Below are 14,566 nucleotides of genomic sequence, written 5' to 3' on the forward strand. Positions count from 1 at the left end.
ATTTACGAATTGAAAATGATAATGATTTTTAATTCCATTCGCAATTGCAAATGTGACCGGCCGACTTCCTATTCTGGTAGGCGTAAGTCTGGCAGCAGGTTTGTCCGCCGGGCGGGAGAAAGGGGGGAAATAAACGGGCAGGGGTGAACAGCGGACATAAAAAAACCCTTACTAGCCGGCAGCCGGCGTTCAGGGTCTGGCTTCACGCAGAGGCGAACTTAGTTCTTCGCAGCGCGCTCGAAGGAAGCAATGATTTCAGCTTTCGCTGCAGCAGCATTGTCCCAACCGTCAACTTTAACCCACTTGCCTTTTTCCAGATCTTTGTAGTGCTCGAAGAAGTGGGTGATCTGCGCTTTCAGCAGTTCCGGCAGGTCGTTCACGTCGTTGATGTGATCGTACTCTTTGCTCAGCTTGGTGTGCGGTACCGCAACCAGTTTGGCATCTTCACCGGATTCGTCGGTCATCTTCAGCACGCCAACCGGACGGCAGCGGATCACTGAGCCTGGCTCCAGCGGATACGGAGTCGGGACCAGCACGTCTACCGGGTCACCGTCCAGAGACAGGGTGTGGTTGATGTAGCCGTAGTTGCACGGATAGAACATCGCGGTGGACATGAAGCGGTCAACGAACAGTGCACCGCTCTCTTTGTCGACTTCGTATTTGATTGGGTCTGCGTTCGCCGGGATCTCGATAACGACGTAGATATCTTCCGGCAGATCTTTACCCGCAGGTACGTTGAGTAAGCTCATGTCTGTTCCTTTAAAATGTATAGCAAACAAGTGCCCGGTATTATAGCCAACTCACATCGAATGTCTTCGCTTCTTTTGTTTCCGGTGGCGGAAAGATGGCGTCATTTTTCATCGCAAAACAACCTGAAAATCCATAAACATAGCCACATCCTGAATAAATTTATGTAACCGTTTACATTGCATATGATTGATTTATCAAAGTGCTAAAAATTTCGCCATCCGCGGCGATGGAGGCATCGCTGCGAAAGCCTTATCCGCTCTAAGCTGCCTTAAACGGCATGAATTAACATTTAGTTTACTTTTTCGAAGTGTGATGTAACGCATTCAGTTACATCTCTGATTGTCTATAGTTTGTCCGCAGATAACAATCTTACTAACAATAACCCTACGAGGATCGCCTTATGTGGAAGCGCTTACTTCTTGTCACAGCAGTTTCCGCAGCTATGTCATCTATGGCCATAGCTGCCCCTCTGACCGTAGGATTTTCGCAGGTCGGGTCTGAATCCGGCTGGCGTGCGGCCGAAACCAGCGTTGCGAAGGAGGAGGCCGCTAAGCGCGGTATTACTCTGAAGATTGCCGACGGCCAGCAAAAGCAGGAGAACCAGATTAAAGCCGTGCGCTCCTTCATTGCGCAGGGCGTCGACGCCATCTTTATCGCCCCGGTGGTGGCGACGGGCTGGGAGCCGGTGCTGAAAGAGGCCAAAGAGGCCAAAATTCCGGTATTCCTGCTCGACCGCTCTATTGATGTAAAAGACAAAGATCTCTACATGACCACCGTCACCGCCAATAACGTGCTGGAAGGCCAGCTGATTGGCGACTGGCTGGTGAAAACCGTCGACGGCAAGCCGTGCAACGTCGTTGAGCTGCAGGGCACCGTCGGGGCCAGCGTCGCCATTGACCGCAAAAAAGGCTTCGCTGAGGCCATCGCTAAAGCATCGAACATCAAGATTATCCGCTCTCAGTCCGGCGACTTTACCCGCAGTAAGGGGAAAGAGGTTATGGAGAGCTTTATCAAAGCGGAAAACAACGGCAAGAACATCTGCATGGTTTACGCCCATAACGACGACATGGTCATCGGCGCCATCCAGGCAATTAAAGAGGCCGGGCTGAAGCCGGGCAAAGATATTCTGACCGGCTCGATTGACGGCGTACCGGATATCTACAAAGCGATGATCGCCGGCGAAGCTAACGCCAGCGTCGAGCTGACGCCAAACATGGCCGGGCCGGCGTTTGATGCGCTGGAGAAATTCAAGAAAGACGGCACCCTGCCTGAGAAGCTGACCATTACCAAATCGACGCTCTACCTGCCGGATACAGCGAAAGAAGAGTTAGAGAAGAAGAAAAACATGGGCTATTGAGTGAGCGTAGGCCATCAGGACGCTCGGTTTAGTCCCCTCTCCCCGGTGGGGAGAGGGTTAGGGGAGGGGAAACCATGAACGGCGATGTACACCAGGAGATCCTTCGTACCGAGGGACTGAGCAAATTTTTCCCCGGCGTTAAGGCGCTGGATAACGTCGATTTCAGCCTGCGGCGCGGTGAGATAATGGCCCTGCTGGGTGAAAACGGCGCGGGGAAATCGACCCTGATCAAAGCGCTCACCGGCGTTTATCACGCCGATCGCGGCACTATCTGGCTTGAGGGCCAGACCATTGCGCCGAAAAATACCGCCCACGCGCAGCAGCTGGGCATCGGTACCGTCTACCAGGAAGTGAACCTGCTGCCGAATATGTCGGTGGCGGACAATCTGTTTATCGGCCGCGAGCCCCGCCGCTTTGGCCTGCTGCGGCGCAAAGAGATGGAAAAGCGCGCCACCGATCTGATGGCCTCCTACGGCTTCTCCCTCGACGTGCGTGAACCGCTTAACCGCTTTTCCGTGGCGATGCAGCAGATTGTCGCTATCTGCCGCGCCATCGACCTGTCGGCCAAAGTGCTGATCCTCGATGAGCCTACCGCCAGCCTGGATACCCAGGAGGTGGAGATGCTCTTCACCCTGATGCGCCAGCTGCGCGATAGCGGCGTCAGCCTGATTTTTGTTACCCACTTTCTCGATCAGGTGTATGCCGTGAGCGATCGGATCACCGTCCTGCGCAACGGCGGTTTCGTCGGCTGCCGGGAAACCCGCGAACTGCCGCAGATTGAGCTGGTGAAAATGATGCTGGGCCGCGAGCTGGAGCATAACGCGCTGCAGCGTGCGGGCCGCACCCTGCTGAGCGATAAGCCGATCGCCGCCTTTGAAGGATTTGGTAAAAAGGGCACCATCGCGCCGTTCGACCTCGAGGTCCGCCCCGGCGAAATCGTCGGCCTGGCGGGGCTGTTGGGCTCCGGACGCACCGAAACGGCGGAGGTGATTTTTGGCATCAAGCCGGCCGATAGCGGCAACGCGTGGATTAAAGGCAAGCCGCAGACGCTGCGCTCGCCGCATCAGGCCTCCAGCCTCGGGATCGGCTTTTGTCCGGAAGACCGAAAAACCGACGGCATTATCGCCGCGGCGTCGGTGCGGGAGAACATCGTGCTGGCCCTGCAGGCCCAGCGCGGCTGGCTGCGTCCGATTTCCCGGCGTGAGCAAAATGAGATTGCCGAACGCTTTATCCGCCAGCTGGGTATCCGCACCCCCAGCGCCGAGCAGCCGATCGAATTTCTTTCCGGCGGCAATCAGCAGAAGGTGCTGCTTTCCCGCTGGCTGCTGACCAAACCCCAATTTTTGATCCTCGATGAGCCGACCCGCGGGATAGACGTCGGCGCCCACGCCGAGATCATCCGCCTGATTGAAACCCTGTGCGCCGATGGCCTGGCGCTGCTGGTCATTTCGTCAGAGCTGGAAGAGCTGGTGGGCTATGCCGATCGGGTCATTATTATGCGCGATCGCAAGCAGGTGGCGGAGATCCCGCTCGGGGAGCTCTCCGTTCCGGCGATCATGAACGCAATTGCGGCATAGGAGTAAATCATGATGCCAGGATCTCTTCCGCAAACCGGCCAAACGAAGCGTCGCTTCAGCTGGCCGAAGGGTATGCCGCAAATCATTGCGCTACTGCTGGTGCTGGCCGTCGACAGCCTGGTGGCGCCGCACTTTTTCCAGATTGTCCTCCAGGAGGGGCGCCTGTTCGGTAGCCCCATCGATATTCTTAACCGCGCGGCGCCGGTCGCGCTGCTGGCGATTGGCATGACGCTGGTTATCGCTACCGGCGGTATTGACCTGTCGGTCGGCGCGGTGATGGCGATTGCCGGCGCGACCGCCGCCTCGATGACCGTTGCCGGGCATAGCCTGCCGGTGGTGCTGCTGGCCTCGCTGGGGGCGGGCGCGCTGGCCGGGCTATGGAACGGCATTCTGGTGGCGGTGCTGAAGATTCAGCCGTTCGTGGCCACGCTGATCCTGATGGTGGCCGGGCGCGGCGTCGCGCAGCTGATTACCTCCGGGCAGATTGTCACCTTTGACTCGCCGCCTCTGGCGTGGCTCGGCAGCGGCTCGCTGCTGCTGCTGCCGACGCCGGTGCTTATCGCCGCCGCCACGCTGCTGCTGTTCTGGCTGTTCACCCGCAAAACCGCGCTGGGGATGTTTATTGAAGCGGTCGGGATCAACATTCGGGCGGCGAAAAATGCCGGGGTCAACACCCGCATCGTCGTGATGCTGGCCTACGTGCTCAGCGGCGTGTGCGCGGGGATAGCCGGGATCATCGTGGCGGCGGATATTCGCGGCGCCGATGCCAACAACGCCGGGCTGTGGCTGGAGCTGGACGCCATCCTCGCGGTGGTGATCGGCGGCGCGTCGCTGATGGGCGGGCGCTTTAACCTGCTGCTCTCGGTCATCGGCGCGCTGATTATCCAGGGGATGAACACCGGGATCCTGCTGTCGGGCTTCCCGCCGGAGTTAAACCAGGTAGTGAAAGCGGTGGTGGTGCTGTGCGTACTGATCGTGCAGTCGCCGCGCTTTATCAGCTTACTGAAAGGAGTGCGCGGCCGTGATAAAACGTAACCTGCCGTTGATGATTACCCTTGCCGTATTCGTGCTGGGCTACCTCTATTGCCTGACCCAGTTTCCCGGCTTCGCCTCGACGCGGGTGATCTGCAATATCCTCACCGATAACGCCTTTCTTGGCATTATTGCCGTGGGGATGACCTTCGTGATCCTCTCCGGCGGCATCGACCTGTCGGTCGGGTCGGTCATCGCCTTCACCGGCGTGTTCCTCGCAAAAGCGATTGGCGTCTGGGGGATCACGCCGCTGCTGGCGTTCCCGCTGGTGCTGGTAATGGGCTGTGCGTTTGGCGCGCTGATGGGCTGGCTTATCGATACGCTGAAGATCCCGGCGTTTATCATTACCCTCGCCGGGATGTTCTTCCTGCGCGGCGTGAGCTACCTGGTCTCTGAAGAGTCCATCCCTATCGATCATCCGGTGTATGACACGCTCTCCGGGCTGGCGTGGACCATTCCCGGCGGCGGTCGCCTGAGCGCGATGGGGCTGCTGATGCTGCTGGTGGTGGTGGCGGGCATTTTTATGGCTCACCGCACCCGCTTTGGCAATCAGGTGTACGCCATTGGCGGCAGCGCCGTCTCGGCGAACCTGATGGGCATTTCGACGCGTGGGACCACCATCCGCATCTACATGCTCTCGACCGGGCTGGCGACGCTGGCGGGGATCGTTTTTTCTATCTATACCCAGGCCGGTTACGCGCTGGCCGGAGTGGGCGTTGAGCTGGACGCGATTGCGTCGGTGGTGATTGGCGGCACGCTGCTCAGCGGCGGCGTCGGCACGGTATTAGGCACGCTGTTCGGCGTGGCGATTCAGGGGCTGATTCAGACCTACATCAACTTTGACGGTACGCTCAGCTCGTGGTGGACGAAAATTGCGATCGGCATTCTGCTGTTTATCTTTATTGCGCTGCAGCGCGGGCTGACGGTGCTGTGGGAAAACCGCCAGAACTCGCCGGTATCGCGGGTGAGCGGGGCGGCGAATCGCTAGCGTAAATTCCCCTCTCGCCGGGCGAGAGGGGAAGTCAGAAGCGTTACGCGTCCGGGAACTCTTTAATCAGGTTTTCGACGTCTTCAACCATATGGTTGTTGCCGACGAAGAAGGAGCGGCGCTGGTGCAGGCTAACCGGGACGATATCGAGAATACGCTCTTTACCGTCGCTGGCCTTACCGCCCGCCTGCTCGGCGAGGAACGCCATCGGGTTGCATTCGTACAGCAGGCGCAGCTTCCCGTCCGGGTGGCTGGCGGTGCTTGGGTAGAGATAAATGCCGCCTTTCAGCAGATTGCGGTGGAAATCCGCTACCAGTGAGCCGATATAGCGCGAGGTATAGGGGCGCTGGGTCGCAATATCCTCTTCCTGGCAAAACTTAATGTACTTCTTCACACCCATCGGGAATTTGATGTAGTTGCCTTCGTTGATGGAGTAGGTATTGCCTTTCTCCGGGAAGCGCATGCGCTCCTGGGAGAGGCAGAATACGCCAAGAGAAGGATCGTAGGTGAAGGCGTGCACGCCGCAGCCGGTGGTATAAACCAGCATCGTGGAGGAGCCGTAAACGACGTAGCCTGCGGCGACCTGTTTACTGCCCGGCTGCAGGAAATCTTCGACGGTGACCGGCGTGCCGACCGGGGTTATGCGACGGTAGATGGAGAAGATGGTCCCGACAGAGACGTTAACGTCGATGTTAGAGGAACCATCCAGCGGGTCCATGAGCACCACGTATTTTGCGTGTTCGCAGCCTTCAAAGACGACGATTTCGTCTTCTTCTTCAGAGGCGATCCCGGCAACAATATCGCGCGCTCGCAGTGCGGCCTTCAATTTTTCATTGGCGAACAGATCGAGTTTTTGCTGCACCTCGCCCTGCACGTTTTCAGCACCGCTGGCACCCAGGATATCGACCAGACCGGCCTTGTTGATATCGCGGTGGATGATCTTGGCGCCTAGTTTTATCGCCGACAACAAAGCAGTTAGCTCGCCGGTTGCGTGGGAGAACTCGTGCTGCTTTTCGACAATAAATTCACCTAACGTTTTCATAACCCGTTCCCTGCATGTTTATGTGAAGTAAAACGAACGCAACAATCTTAACAAAGAATAAAAAAAATACGCACAGGTGAATCGCGCCAGCAAAAAACGGATTCGCCTGAAATGCATTTCTCTGATGCCGAACATAAGGGTAAAATGTGCGCCAGATTAAAGAGGGAAGTGACGAATGCGCATTCATATTTTAGGTATCTGTGGCACGTTTATGGGGGGGCTGGCGATGCTGGCGCGTTCCCTCGGTCATGAGGTAACGGGGTCGGATGCTAACGTCTATCCGCCGATGAGCACCCTGCTGGAAAATCAGGGGATCGATCTTATTCAAGGATATGACGCCAGCCAGCTGGAGCCTCGGCCGGACCTGGTGATCATCGGTAACGCGATGACCCGCGGCAACCCGTGCGTCGAAGCGGTGCTGGAAAACAACATTCCGTACATGTCCGGCCCGCAGTGGCTGCATGATTTCGTCCTGCGCGATCGCTGGGTTGTGGCGGTAGCCGGCACCCACGGTAAAACGACGACCGCCGGCATGGCAACCTGGATCCTCGAAGCCTGCGGCTATCAGCCGGGCTTTGTGATTGGCGGCGTGCCGGGTAATTTCGAGGTCTCCGCGCGCCTGGGCGGCAGCCCGTTCTTTGTTATCGAAGCGGATGAATATGACTGCGCTTTCTTTGATAAGCGTTCGAAATTTGTTCACTACTGCCCGCGAACCCTGATCCTCAATAACCTTGAGTTCGATCACGCGGATATCTTTGATGACCTGAAGGCTATCCAGAAGCAGTTCCATCATCTGGTGCGCATTGTCCCGGGCCAGGGCAAAATTATTCTGCCGGAAAACGACATCAACCTGAAGCAGACCATGGCGATGGGCTGCTGGAGCGAGCAGGAGCTGGTCGGCGAGCAGGGCCACTGGCAGGCGAAGAAGCTCAACGCCGACGCCTCGCAGTGGGAAGTCTGGCTTGACGGTGAGAAGGTCGGGGAAGTGAAGTGGGCGCTGGTTGGCGAGCATAATATGCACAACGGCCTGATGGCGATTGCCGCCGCCCGCCACGTCGGCGTGGTGCCGGCGGACGCCGCCAACGCCCTGGGCAGCTTTATCAACGCCCGCCGCCGCCTTGAGCTGCGCGGCGAAGCGAACGGCGTCACCGTGTACGACGATTTTGCCCACCACCCGACGGCGATCCTCGCGACGCTGCAGGCGCTGCGCGGCAAGGTTGGCGGCACCGCCCGCATTCTGGCAGTGCTCGAACCGCGCTCGAACACCATGAAAATGGGCGTCTGCAAAGACGATCTGGCGCCGTCGCTGGGCCGCGCGGATGAAGTCTTCCTGCTGCAGCCGCAGCATATTCCGTGGCAGGTCGCCGAGGTGGCTGAAGCCTGCGTGCAGCCCGCCCACTGGAGCGCCGATGTCGACGTGCTGGTGGATATGATCATCAAAACCGCCCATCCGGGCGACCACATTCTGGTGATGAGCAACGGCGGCTTCGGCGGCATTCATCAGAAGCTGCTGGATAAGCTGGCCAGCAAGGCGGCTGCGGCGGAGTAATTCTGACGATCGTCTCTCTGCCCTCCGTGCGAGGGCAGATTTTTTGCCATCCTGGATTTTGTCATGCTCACTTCTGAAAAACTGACCTCGATCGATTCGCCGCACTTTCCCGCGCTCGACGCGCTGTACGTCAAGGCTTTCCCCTGGCACGAGCAGCGCGAGCCGCTGGCTAAACAGCGCGCGCTGCGCGACCCGCACTATGCGCTGGAGGCGTGGTTTGATGACGGTGAGTTTATCGGGCTGAGCGGCAGCTGGCAGTTTGCGGGCTATGGCTACATTGAACATCTGGCGATTGACGACGGCCTGCGCTCGCGGGGTTACGGCAAGCGCCTGCTGGCGGAAATACTGAAGCGTGCGCCGCTGACCATCCTCGAGATCGATCCGCTGACCACGGAAATTGCCCGTCGGCGGCTGCAGTTTTACGCCGCGATGGGCTTTAGCGACAACCCGTGGCCGCACCGTCACCCGACCTATCATTACGGCATCGCCGATCATGCGCTGATGGTGTTGAGCTACCCGCAGGCGATTGACGAGGCGCAGTACCGGCACTTTGCGCAGCAGCTGCGCCAGGTGGTGATGGCCTAAGCCGATATCCCGGCGCTGGCGCCGGGAAGGAGATGTGCGGTGTCGGCGCTGCCTCTGCGGTAAGCCCGCGAGCAGCGCCGGCCGGGAGGTTACTCTTTGGCGATCGGCGCGTCGTTTTCCGCAACCTTCGCGTCGCCCTGGATCGCCGCGATCCTCTGCTCAACCTCGGCAACCTGTTTATTGTTGTGCAGCAGGGTATAGGTCAGATCAAACTGCGCGCTGGCGCCCGGCTGCAGCTGCTTCACGCGTTTCTGCTCGCGCTCAATGGTCACCGGATAGGCATAGCTGGTGCCTGGCTCGATGCCGGTAACATAGCCCTGTTTTTGGCTATCGGTGTTTTTCCACAGCGTCAGGACCGGCAGCTGGCGGGTATCAAACTGAATTGACGCGCCTTTATCGCCAGCCTTGTTAACTACCGCCGCCAGCGTTTGGTGATGGTCATCGGCGAGCGGCTGAATATTAAATACCATCTCGTCAAAGTCTTTGGTCGGGCCGGCATAGGTTTGCCACGTTTTCAAACCGGCTTTGGCATAGTCGTTGAACGGGCTGATGCTGGCCATCGGCGCAAGGAAACGCGCGCCTTCTTCGAGAATCGGCGTACCGAAATTGCTGTGGTAGATTATCTGATAATCATGCGGATAATCGGCATGGTTGGTTAAGACATCGTGCAGGCTGAAGCTGTTGCTGCCCGGCACGTAGCGCAGCTCGGTCATGGTCTGCAGATCGGCCTTCTTGAAGGTGCTCTCCTTCACCAGCCCGCGAATGCGAATTTCATACGGCGCGCTATCGGCAACCTCGACCTCAACCTGCGAGGCCGGCGTGTTTCCGGCTTTGCCGTGCAGGGTGTAAATCTGCCCGTCGGCGGTGACCGGATGACCGGTCCATTCGTAGCCGCAGCGCACCATCATCTCATTGAAACCTTCCAGCCAGCCCAGCCCGTTGCGGCTTTCCAGATTAATAAACGCCGGGTTCACCACCTCTTTGACCGGCGAGTCCCAGCCCATCCGCGTGCCGAAACCTTCGATTTTGAGCAAGTTCATGCCGCGAGTCGGGCTGAGCGCGATAGTCAGGCCGTCCTGGCTGCGAATCACGATAACTTTACTCCCCTCCTGCTTGCCGCCGTGGAGCACTTTTTGCTCGATGCTGAAATGGCGATCTTTTATTTTCAGCTGATCGCTGCTTACCTGCCAGTTTCCTTTCTCTGTACTGCTTTCAGCGCTTGTCAGCACCCAGGTTTTTGCCGCGACTTGCCCAGAAATCATCATCGCTACTGCCGTCAACGCTACTATTTTTTTCATTTTTCGTCCCTTTTTGCTGAATCGATATTGTTATCAATGAAAGGAATCTAATAGTTAGCGGATGATGAAAATGTGAAGTGCCTCACCTGGTGAGAATATGCGCGATTTGCTGTTTTTAACTGCGGTTTAAGTCCTGTTTTAATGCAATTTGGCGTAATTGTTGCCGATGAAAATGTGAATTTATGCACTATTAGCTTTAACGATTCAGCTTTTATTGCCAGCTGAGGCAGCAAAAAAGTCACGTCTACTGACGCCCGGCAAAACGGCGTACAGGCAGGATAAAAACGCCGGCAAGCAGCAGGGAGGCAAAAGAGAAGGCAAAGAAAAGGCAAAGAGAAGCAAAACAGGGGCAAAACAGGCGCAAAAAAAAGCTGAAAGGCGCTGAACATAGGCCTCAGGATGGCCTGACGGTGGGAACAAAGAGAGCTCCCCTGCGGGCGGCGCGGGGAAAGCCAGCCTTCCCGGCAATGCGCACGCATGCCGGGCTACAGGTTAAACGTTATCAGGTAGCCCGGACAGGCGCGCCGCCTGCGGAGAAGCCAGGCGGGCGGGAGCGAAATTAGCTTTCGCCTTCGGCCAGCTCACGCAGATACTGGAAGATCAGGCGCGCGGACTTCGGCGGCTTGTTGCCTTCTTTCTCTTTTTGCGCGTTACGGATAAGCGAACGCAGCTGCTGACGGTCAGCTTCCGGCCACAGGTTCAGCACTTCCGGCACCGCGTCATCGCCATCGGCAATCAGACGGTCGCGGATCATCTCCAGCTTATGGAACAGCGCAACCTGCTGGTTGTGGCGGTTCTTCAGCTTGTCCAGCGCCTGGCGAATCGGGTCAACGTCGCGGCTACGCAGCATTTTGCCAATCAGCTGCATCTGGCGGCGGCGGCCCTCTTTCTTGATCCGTTGGGCAAGTTCAATGGCGTCGCGCAGGTCGGTATCGAGCGGGATTTTATCCAGCGCGTTTTTCCCCAGCTCTACCAGTTCCGCGCCAAGACGCTTCAGTTCTTCGGCGTCACGCTTAATTTCACTTTTACTGACCCAGATAATTTCATCGTCTTCATCTTCGACGTCATCACCGGGAACGTCGTCGAGCCAGTCATCGGGCTGCTTTGTCATCTCAGGCTCCTTAAAAAAAGAGGCTAATGTTACCAGTTAAGGCGCGCACTGAAAAACGGTTCTCTGTTAGACTTCAATTAACTCCTTCCTACATTATGGCATTAGCGATGAAAGTCATCTCTCAAGTTGCACAGCAGCGTAAGGCGCTGGAAGAGGCCGTGACCACGGCGCTGGAACTGGCGGCAGGTAAATCAGACGGGGCTGAAGTCTCCGTCAGCAAAACCACCGGCATCAGCGTCAGCACCCGCTACGGCGAGGTGGAGAACGTAGAATTCAACAGCGATGGTGCCTTAGGCATCACCGTTTATCATCAGCATCGCAAAGGCAGCGCCTCCTCAACCGATCTTAGCCCGCAGGCGATTGCCCGTACGGTGCAGGCGGCGCTGGATATTGCCCGCTATACCTCGCCGGACCCGTTTGCCGGCGTTGCCGATAAAGAGCTGCTGGCCTTTGACGCCCCGGATCTTGACCTGTTCCACCCGGCGGAAGTGACGCCGGATCGGGCCATCGAGCTGGCCGCCCGCGCTGAACAGGTGGCGCTGCAGGCCGATAAACGTATCACCAACACCGAAGGCGGCAGCTTCAACAGCCACTACGGCATCAAGGTGTTCGGCAACAGCCACGGCATGCTGCAGGGCTACTGCTCAACCCGCCATTCTCTGTCCAGCTGCGTTATCGCGGAAGAAAACGGCGATATGGAGCGTGATTACGCCTATACCATCGGCCGCGCGATTGAAGATTTAGCGTCGCCGGAGTGGGTGGGCGACGAGTGCGCCCGCCGCACTCTTTCGCGCCTGGCGCCGCGCAAGCTCTCGACCATGAAGGCGCCGGTGATTTTTGCCAATGAAGTGGCGACCGGGCTGTTTGGTCACCTGGTCGGCGCGATTGCCGGCGGCGCGGTGTATCGTAAATCGACCTTCCTGCTTGACGCCCTCGGCACCCAGATCCTCCCGGACTGGCTGACCATCGAAGAGCATCCGCACCTGCTGAAAGGGCTGGCGTCAACGCCGTTCGACAGCGAAGGCGTGCGTACGGAGCGTCGCGACATCATTAAGGACGGCATTCTGACGCAGTGGCTGCTGACCAACTACTCGGCGCGCAAGCTGGGCATGAAGAGCACCGGACACGCGGGCGGCATCCACAACTGGCGAATCAACGGCCGCGGCCTGAGTTTTGAAAAGTTGCTTAAAGAGATGGGCACCGGGCTTGTCGTCACCGAACTGATGGGGCAGGGTGTCAGCGGTGTGACCGGCGATTACTCGCGCGGCGCGTCCGGTTTCTGGGTTGAGAATGGTGAAATTCAGTATCCGGTAAGCGAAATCACCATCGCCGGAAATCTGAAAGATATGTGGCGTAATATCGTGACCGTCGCCGACGATATCGAAATGCGCAGCAACATCCAGTGCGGTTCCGTGCTGCTGCCAGAGATGAAAATCGCCGGGCAATAACGGCGTGTTATACCGGATTATTCAGGCCTCGGCTTGAGCAATAACGGGTATAGAAAGGCGCCCAGGTGGCGCCTTTTCCTTATGCTTAAATAATAAAAAAGGAAGTGAGCAATGCGTAAAAAACTGTTAGCAGCGCTGGCTGTCTCAGCCCTGGCGATGGGTTCAGCGTCGGCGTTTGCCGCCGATCTGGGCGAGGATATGGATACTATCGCGCAGAATCTGCAGGTGGTGCAGAAGACCGCTGATGCCGGCGAGCTGAAAGCGGCGCTGACGAAGATGCGCGACGCCGCCGTCGATGCGCAGAAAGAGACCCCGCCGAAGCTGGAAGGCAAAGCGGCGGACAGCGCGGAGATGAAGGACTATCGCCACGGCCTCGATATCCTGATTGGCCAGATTGACGGCGCCCTGAAGCTGGCCAATGAAGGCAAGGTCAAAGAGGCGCAGACCGCTGCGGAAGCGTTCAAAACCACCCGTAACACCTACCACCAGAAGTACCGTTAAGATCTTTTCCAGGAGGTATCAGCCGGTACCTCCTGCACGTCGTCTTCGCATAAAACCCAATCCCTGTCACATTTTCCCGCTCTTCTCTGCCGCCGTTTCGGCCGCTTGCGCACGCTAATTTAATGACGTTCTTGTGACTCTCCTCACGCCGTTTTGCCGAAAATGGCAGATTTAGGCCAATTCTGTGCAATGGATCGCATCGTCCGGCGGCCTTTCCACTTCGAAGTGGAAAACAACTCGCTACAAACTCCTCACCCCCGGCGTTAGTTTTGTCCCCAGAGACATCAACGGGGTAAGACAAGTGAATAACGGAGCGGTAACACACGACGTAGGGGAGCAGGCAACGCAAACCGAGCAGCTGGCTGAGAAGATGCTGCAGCAGGTTTATACCCTGCTAGGTCGCCGTAACATCATCCCCAACGCCGTCCAGGAGCAGATGCTGACCTCCCACGTGCGGGCTATGGCCCACCGGTCAATTAGCGGCGAGCCGCTGCCGGAAGTGGATGCCAGCCTGTTTGAAGAGATTTCACAAGATTCAATGATGCTGGCCCGCGAAGTGGTCGCGCAGTTCGGCAACCTGCCAGAAGAAGAGTCCTGGCTGCTGTCCGTCCACTTCGAAGTCGCAAAAGAAAACCTGTAAGGAGCTAAAAAATGGAACAAATCACCGTAGTAATTGGCGATCGCCTGGGTAAAGGGCAGAAAGTTGCCGCTGGCGCGGAAAAAGCCGGAGCTCGTGCAGTCGTGGTACCGGGCGTTGCCGCTGATATGAAGCTGGGCGACATGATGAAAGCAGAGAACGCCACCTTCGGCATCTCCTTCTGCGGCAGCGGCGGCGCAGGCGCCATCACCGCGCAAAATAAATATGGCTACAAAGCGAAATACGGCATGCGTTCCGTTGATGAAGGCGTCACCGCTATCAACGAAGGCTACAACGTTCTGGGCTTCGGCTTTATGGATAAAGAAGAGCTGGGCGAGCGCCTGGTAGAAGCCTGGAAAAAGAAATACGGCGCCTGAGTATGAAAGAGCAATTCACCACCACGGTGAGCGTTACGGGCAAAGGCGAGAGCAAGACAAGGGCGTTCGCCGATGCCCTGAACCACGTGCAGGCGGCGGTGATGAAAACCTCGCCGCACATCTTACTGCGTATTGAGCCACAGGATGTGGAGGTTGTTCATGCGCGTGAAGCGGTGCGCAAAGAAGCGTTTTTATTCTTCTTTTTGCGCCGTGAACGACGGACCTACAGCGTGGAGCTGAACGTCACCGTCAACGTGACCGCCATTAATCTCGATAAAGTGGATTTCGTCACGCAAACCTGATTTTCACCATAG

15 protein-coding genes are annotated in these 14,566 nt (G+C 57.5%); 11 read left to right on the forward strand and 4 right to left on the reverse strand.

Translation table 11 applies throughout. The annotated features are described in order from the left end of the window. Positions 1 to 218: 218 nt before the first annotated feature. Complete coding sequence (ppa, locus tag M2416_RS14360; protein WP_041143747.1) at positions 219 to 749, reverse strand: inorganic diphosphatase; 531 nt, start codon at positions 747 to 749, stop codon at positions 219 to 221. A gap of 401 nt (positions 750 to 1,150) precedes the next feature. On the opposite strand from ppa, the gene ytfQ reads away from it, so the two are divergent. From ytfQ to yjfF, 4 genes are all read left to right on the forward strand, one after another. Further along, positions 1,151 to 2,107, forward strand: a complete 957-nt coding sequence (gene ytfQ, locus M2416_RS14365) for a galactofuranose ABC transporter, galactofuranose-binding protein YtfQ (protein ID WP_076947019.1) — start codon at positions 1,151 to 1,153, stop codon at positions 2,105 to 2,107. A gap of 74 nt (positions 2,108 to 2,181) precedes the next feature. After that, the gene (gene ytfR / locus M2416_RS14370) at positions 2,182 to 3,684 is read left to right on the forward strand and encodes a galactofuranose ABC transporter, ATP-binding protein YtfR (protein ID WP_076947018.1); all 1,503 of its coding nucleotides are present in this window, start codon (positions 2,182 to 2,184) and stop codon (positions 3,682 to 3,684) included. 9 nt (positions 3,685 to 3,693) lie between these two features. Beyond that, positions 3,694 to 4,719, forward strand: coding sequence for a galactofuranose ABC transporter, ATP-binding protein YtfT (gene ytfT, locus M2416_RS14375; RefSeq protein WP_041143750.1), 1,026 nt, complete (start codon positions 3,694 to 3,696; stop codon positions 4,717 to 4,719). Next, positions 4,706 to 5,704 (forward strand): galactofuranose ABC transporter, permease protein YjfF, encoded by a 999-nt coding sequence (gene yjfF / locus M2416_RS14380; protein ID WP_041143751.1) that lies wholly within the window; start codon positions 4,706 to 4,708, stop codon positions 5,702 to 5,704. Before ytfT ends, yjfF begins: the two co-directional genes overlap by 14 nt. 43 nt (positions 5,705 to 5,747) lie before the next feature. Here yjfF and fbp read toward each other — a convergent pair whose 3' ends face one another. Continuing rightward, entirely contained in the window at positions 5,748 to 6,746 is a 999-nt protein-coding gene (gene fbp / locus M2416_RS14385) for a class 1 fructose-bisphosphatase (protein WP_041143752.1), read from the reverse strand. 175 nt (positions 6,747 to 6,921) lie between these two features. On the opposite strand from fbp, the gene mpl reads away from it, so the two are divergent. Together mpl and M2416_RS14395 are read left to right on the forward strand one after the other, a co-directional pair. Then, on the forward strand, positions 6,922 to 8,295 hold the full coding sequence (mpl, locus tag M2416_RS14390) for a UDP-N-acetylmuramate:L-alanyl-gamma-D-glutamyl-meso-diaminopimelate ligase (RefSeq protein ID WP_178996144.1): 1,374 nt from the start codon (positions 6,922 to 6,924) through the stop codon (positions 8,293 to 8,295). Between the two features lie 63 nt (positions 8,296 to 8,358). Continuing rightward, positions 8,359 to 8,880 carry a GNAT family N-acetyltransferase gene (locus M2416_RS14395; protein ID WP_259225211.1) on the forward strand — a complete coding sequence of 174 codons (522 nt, stop codon included), beginning with the start codon at positions 8,359 to 8,361 and terminating at the stop codon, positions 8,878 to 8,880. Between the two features lie 89 nt (positions 8,881 to 8,969). Here M2416_RS14395 and M2416_RS14400 read toward each other — a convergent pair whose 3' ends face one another. Together M2416_RS14400 and yjgA are read right to left on the reverse strand one after the other, a co-directional pair. Then, positions 8,970 to 10,178: an aldose 1-epimerase family protein gene (locus M2416_RS14400; RefSeq protein ID WP_041143755.1), complete on the reverse strand. Its 1,209-nt coding sequence runs from the start codon at positions 10,176 to 10,178 to the stop codon at positions 8,970 to 8,972. A gap of 559 nt (positions 10,179 to 10,737) precedes the next feature. Continuing rightward, positions 10,738 to 11,289 (reverse strand): ribosome biogenesis factor YjgA, encoded by a 552-nt coding sequence (yjgA, locus tag M2416_RS14405; RefSeq protein WP_041143756.1) that lies wholly within the window; start codon positions 11,287 to 11,289, stop codon positions 10,738 to 10,740. A gap of 95 nt (positions 11,290 to 11,384) precedes the next feature. Between yjgA and pmbA the strand changes: the two genes are divergently transcribed. The 5 genes from pmbA (at position 11,385) to M2416_RS14430 (ending at position 14,554) form a co-directional block, all read left to right on the forward strand. After that, on the forward strand, positions 11,385 to 12,737 hold the full coding sequence (gene pmbA, locus M2416_RS14410; protein WP_041143757.1) for a metalloprotease PmbA: 1,353 nt from the start codon (positions 11,385 to 11,387) through the stop codon (positions 12,735 to 12,737). Positions 12,738 to 12,848: 111 nt separating this feature from the next. Next, positions 12,849 to 13,238, forward strand: coding sequence for a cytochrome b562 (gene cybC, locus M2416_RS14415; protein ID WP_041143758.1), 390 nt, complete (start codon positions 12,849 to 12,851; stop codon positions 13,236 to 13,238). Positions 13,239 to 13,539: 301 nt separating this feature from the next. Further along, a complete protein-coding gene (locus M2416_RS14420; protein ID WP_041143759.1) occupies positions 13,540 to 13,878 on the forward strand; it encodes a glycine dehydrogenase in 339 nt (112 codons plus the stop codon). A gap of 11 nt (positions 13,879 to 13,889) precedes the next feature. Then, the gene (locus M2416_RS14425) at positions 13,890 to 14,252 is read left to right on the forward strand and encodes an SFCGS family glycine-rich protein (RefSeq protein ID WP_076947013.1); all 363 of its coding nucleotides are present in this window, start codon (positions 13,890 to 13,892) and stop codon (positions 14,250 to 14,252) included. A 2-nt stretch (positions 14,253 to 14,254) separates the two neighbouring features. Continuing rightward, positions 14,255 to 14,554 carry a DUF4312 family protein gene (locus tag M2416_RS14430; RefSeq protein WP_041143761.1) on the forward strand — a complete coding sequence of 100 codons (300 nt, stop codon included), beginning with the start codon at positions 14,255 to 14,257 and terminating at the stop codon, positions 14,552 to 14,554. The last annotated feature ends 12 nt before the right edge of the window (positions 14,555 to 14,566 follow it).

The sequence above is a fragment of the Klebsiella sp. BIGb0132 genome, from assembly GCF_024810075.1.
Taxonomy (GTDB): Bacteria; Pseudomonadota; Gammaproteobacteria; order Enterobacterales; family Enterobacteriaceae; genus Klebsiella; species Klebsiella terrigena.

Bases quoted from the DNA above. Each gene is read 5' to 3' on its own strand.
- mpl (WP_178996144.1), top strand. From the start codon at position 6,922: ATGCGCATTCATATTTTAGGTATCTGTGGCACGTTTATGGGGGGGCTG.
- yjgA (WP_041143756.1), bottom strand. From the start codon at position 11,289: ATGACAAAGCAGCCCGATGACTGGCTCGACGACGTTCCCGGTGATGAC.
- ytfR (WP_076947018.1), top strand. From the start codon at position 2,182: ATGAACGGCGATGTACACCAGGAGATCCTTCGTACCGAGGGACTGAGC.
- ytfT (WP_041143750.1), top strand. From the start codon at position 3,694: ATGATGCCAGGATCTCTTCCGCAAACCGGCCAAACGAAGCGTCGCTTC.
- ppa (WP_041143747.1), bottom strand. From the start codon at position 749: ATGAGCTTACTCAACGTACCTGCGGGTAAAGATCTGCCGGAAGATATC.
- M2416_RS14430 (WP_041143761.1), top strand. From the start codon at position 14,255: ATGAAAGAGCAATTCACCACCACGGTGAGCGTTACGGGCAAAGGCGAG.
- pmbA (WP_041143757.1), top strand. From the start codon at position 11,385: ATGGCATTAGCGATGAAAGTCATCTCTCAAGTTGCACAGCAGCGTAAG.
- fbp (WP_041143752.1), bottom strand. From the start codon at position 6,746: ATGAAAACGTTAGGTGAATTTATTGTCGAAAAGCAGCACGAGTTCTCC.
- M2416_RS14395 (WP_259225211.1), top strand. From the start codon at position 8,359: ATGCTCACTTCTGAAAAACTGACCTCGATCGATTCGCCGCACTTTCCC.
- cybC (WP_041143758.1), top strand. From the start codon at position 12,849: ATGCGTAAAAAACTGTTAGCAGCGCTGGCTGTCTCAGCCCTGGCGATG.
- M2416_RS14400 (WP_041143755.1), bottom strand. From the start codon at position 10,178: ATGAAAAAAATAGTAGCGTTGACGGCAGTAGCGATGATGATTTCTGGG.
- ytfQ (WP_076947019.1), top strand. From the start codon at position 1,151: ATGTGGAAGCGCTTACTTCTTGTCACAGCAGTTTCCGCAGCTATGTCA.
- M2416_RS14425 (WP_076947013.1), top strand. From the start codon at position 13,890: ATGGAACAAATCACCGTAGTAATTGGCGATCGCCTGGGTAAAGGGCAG.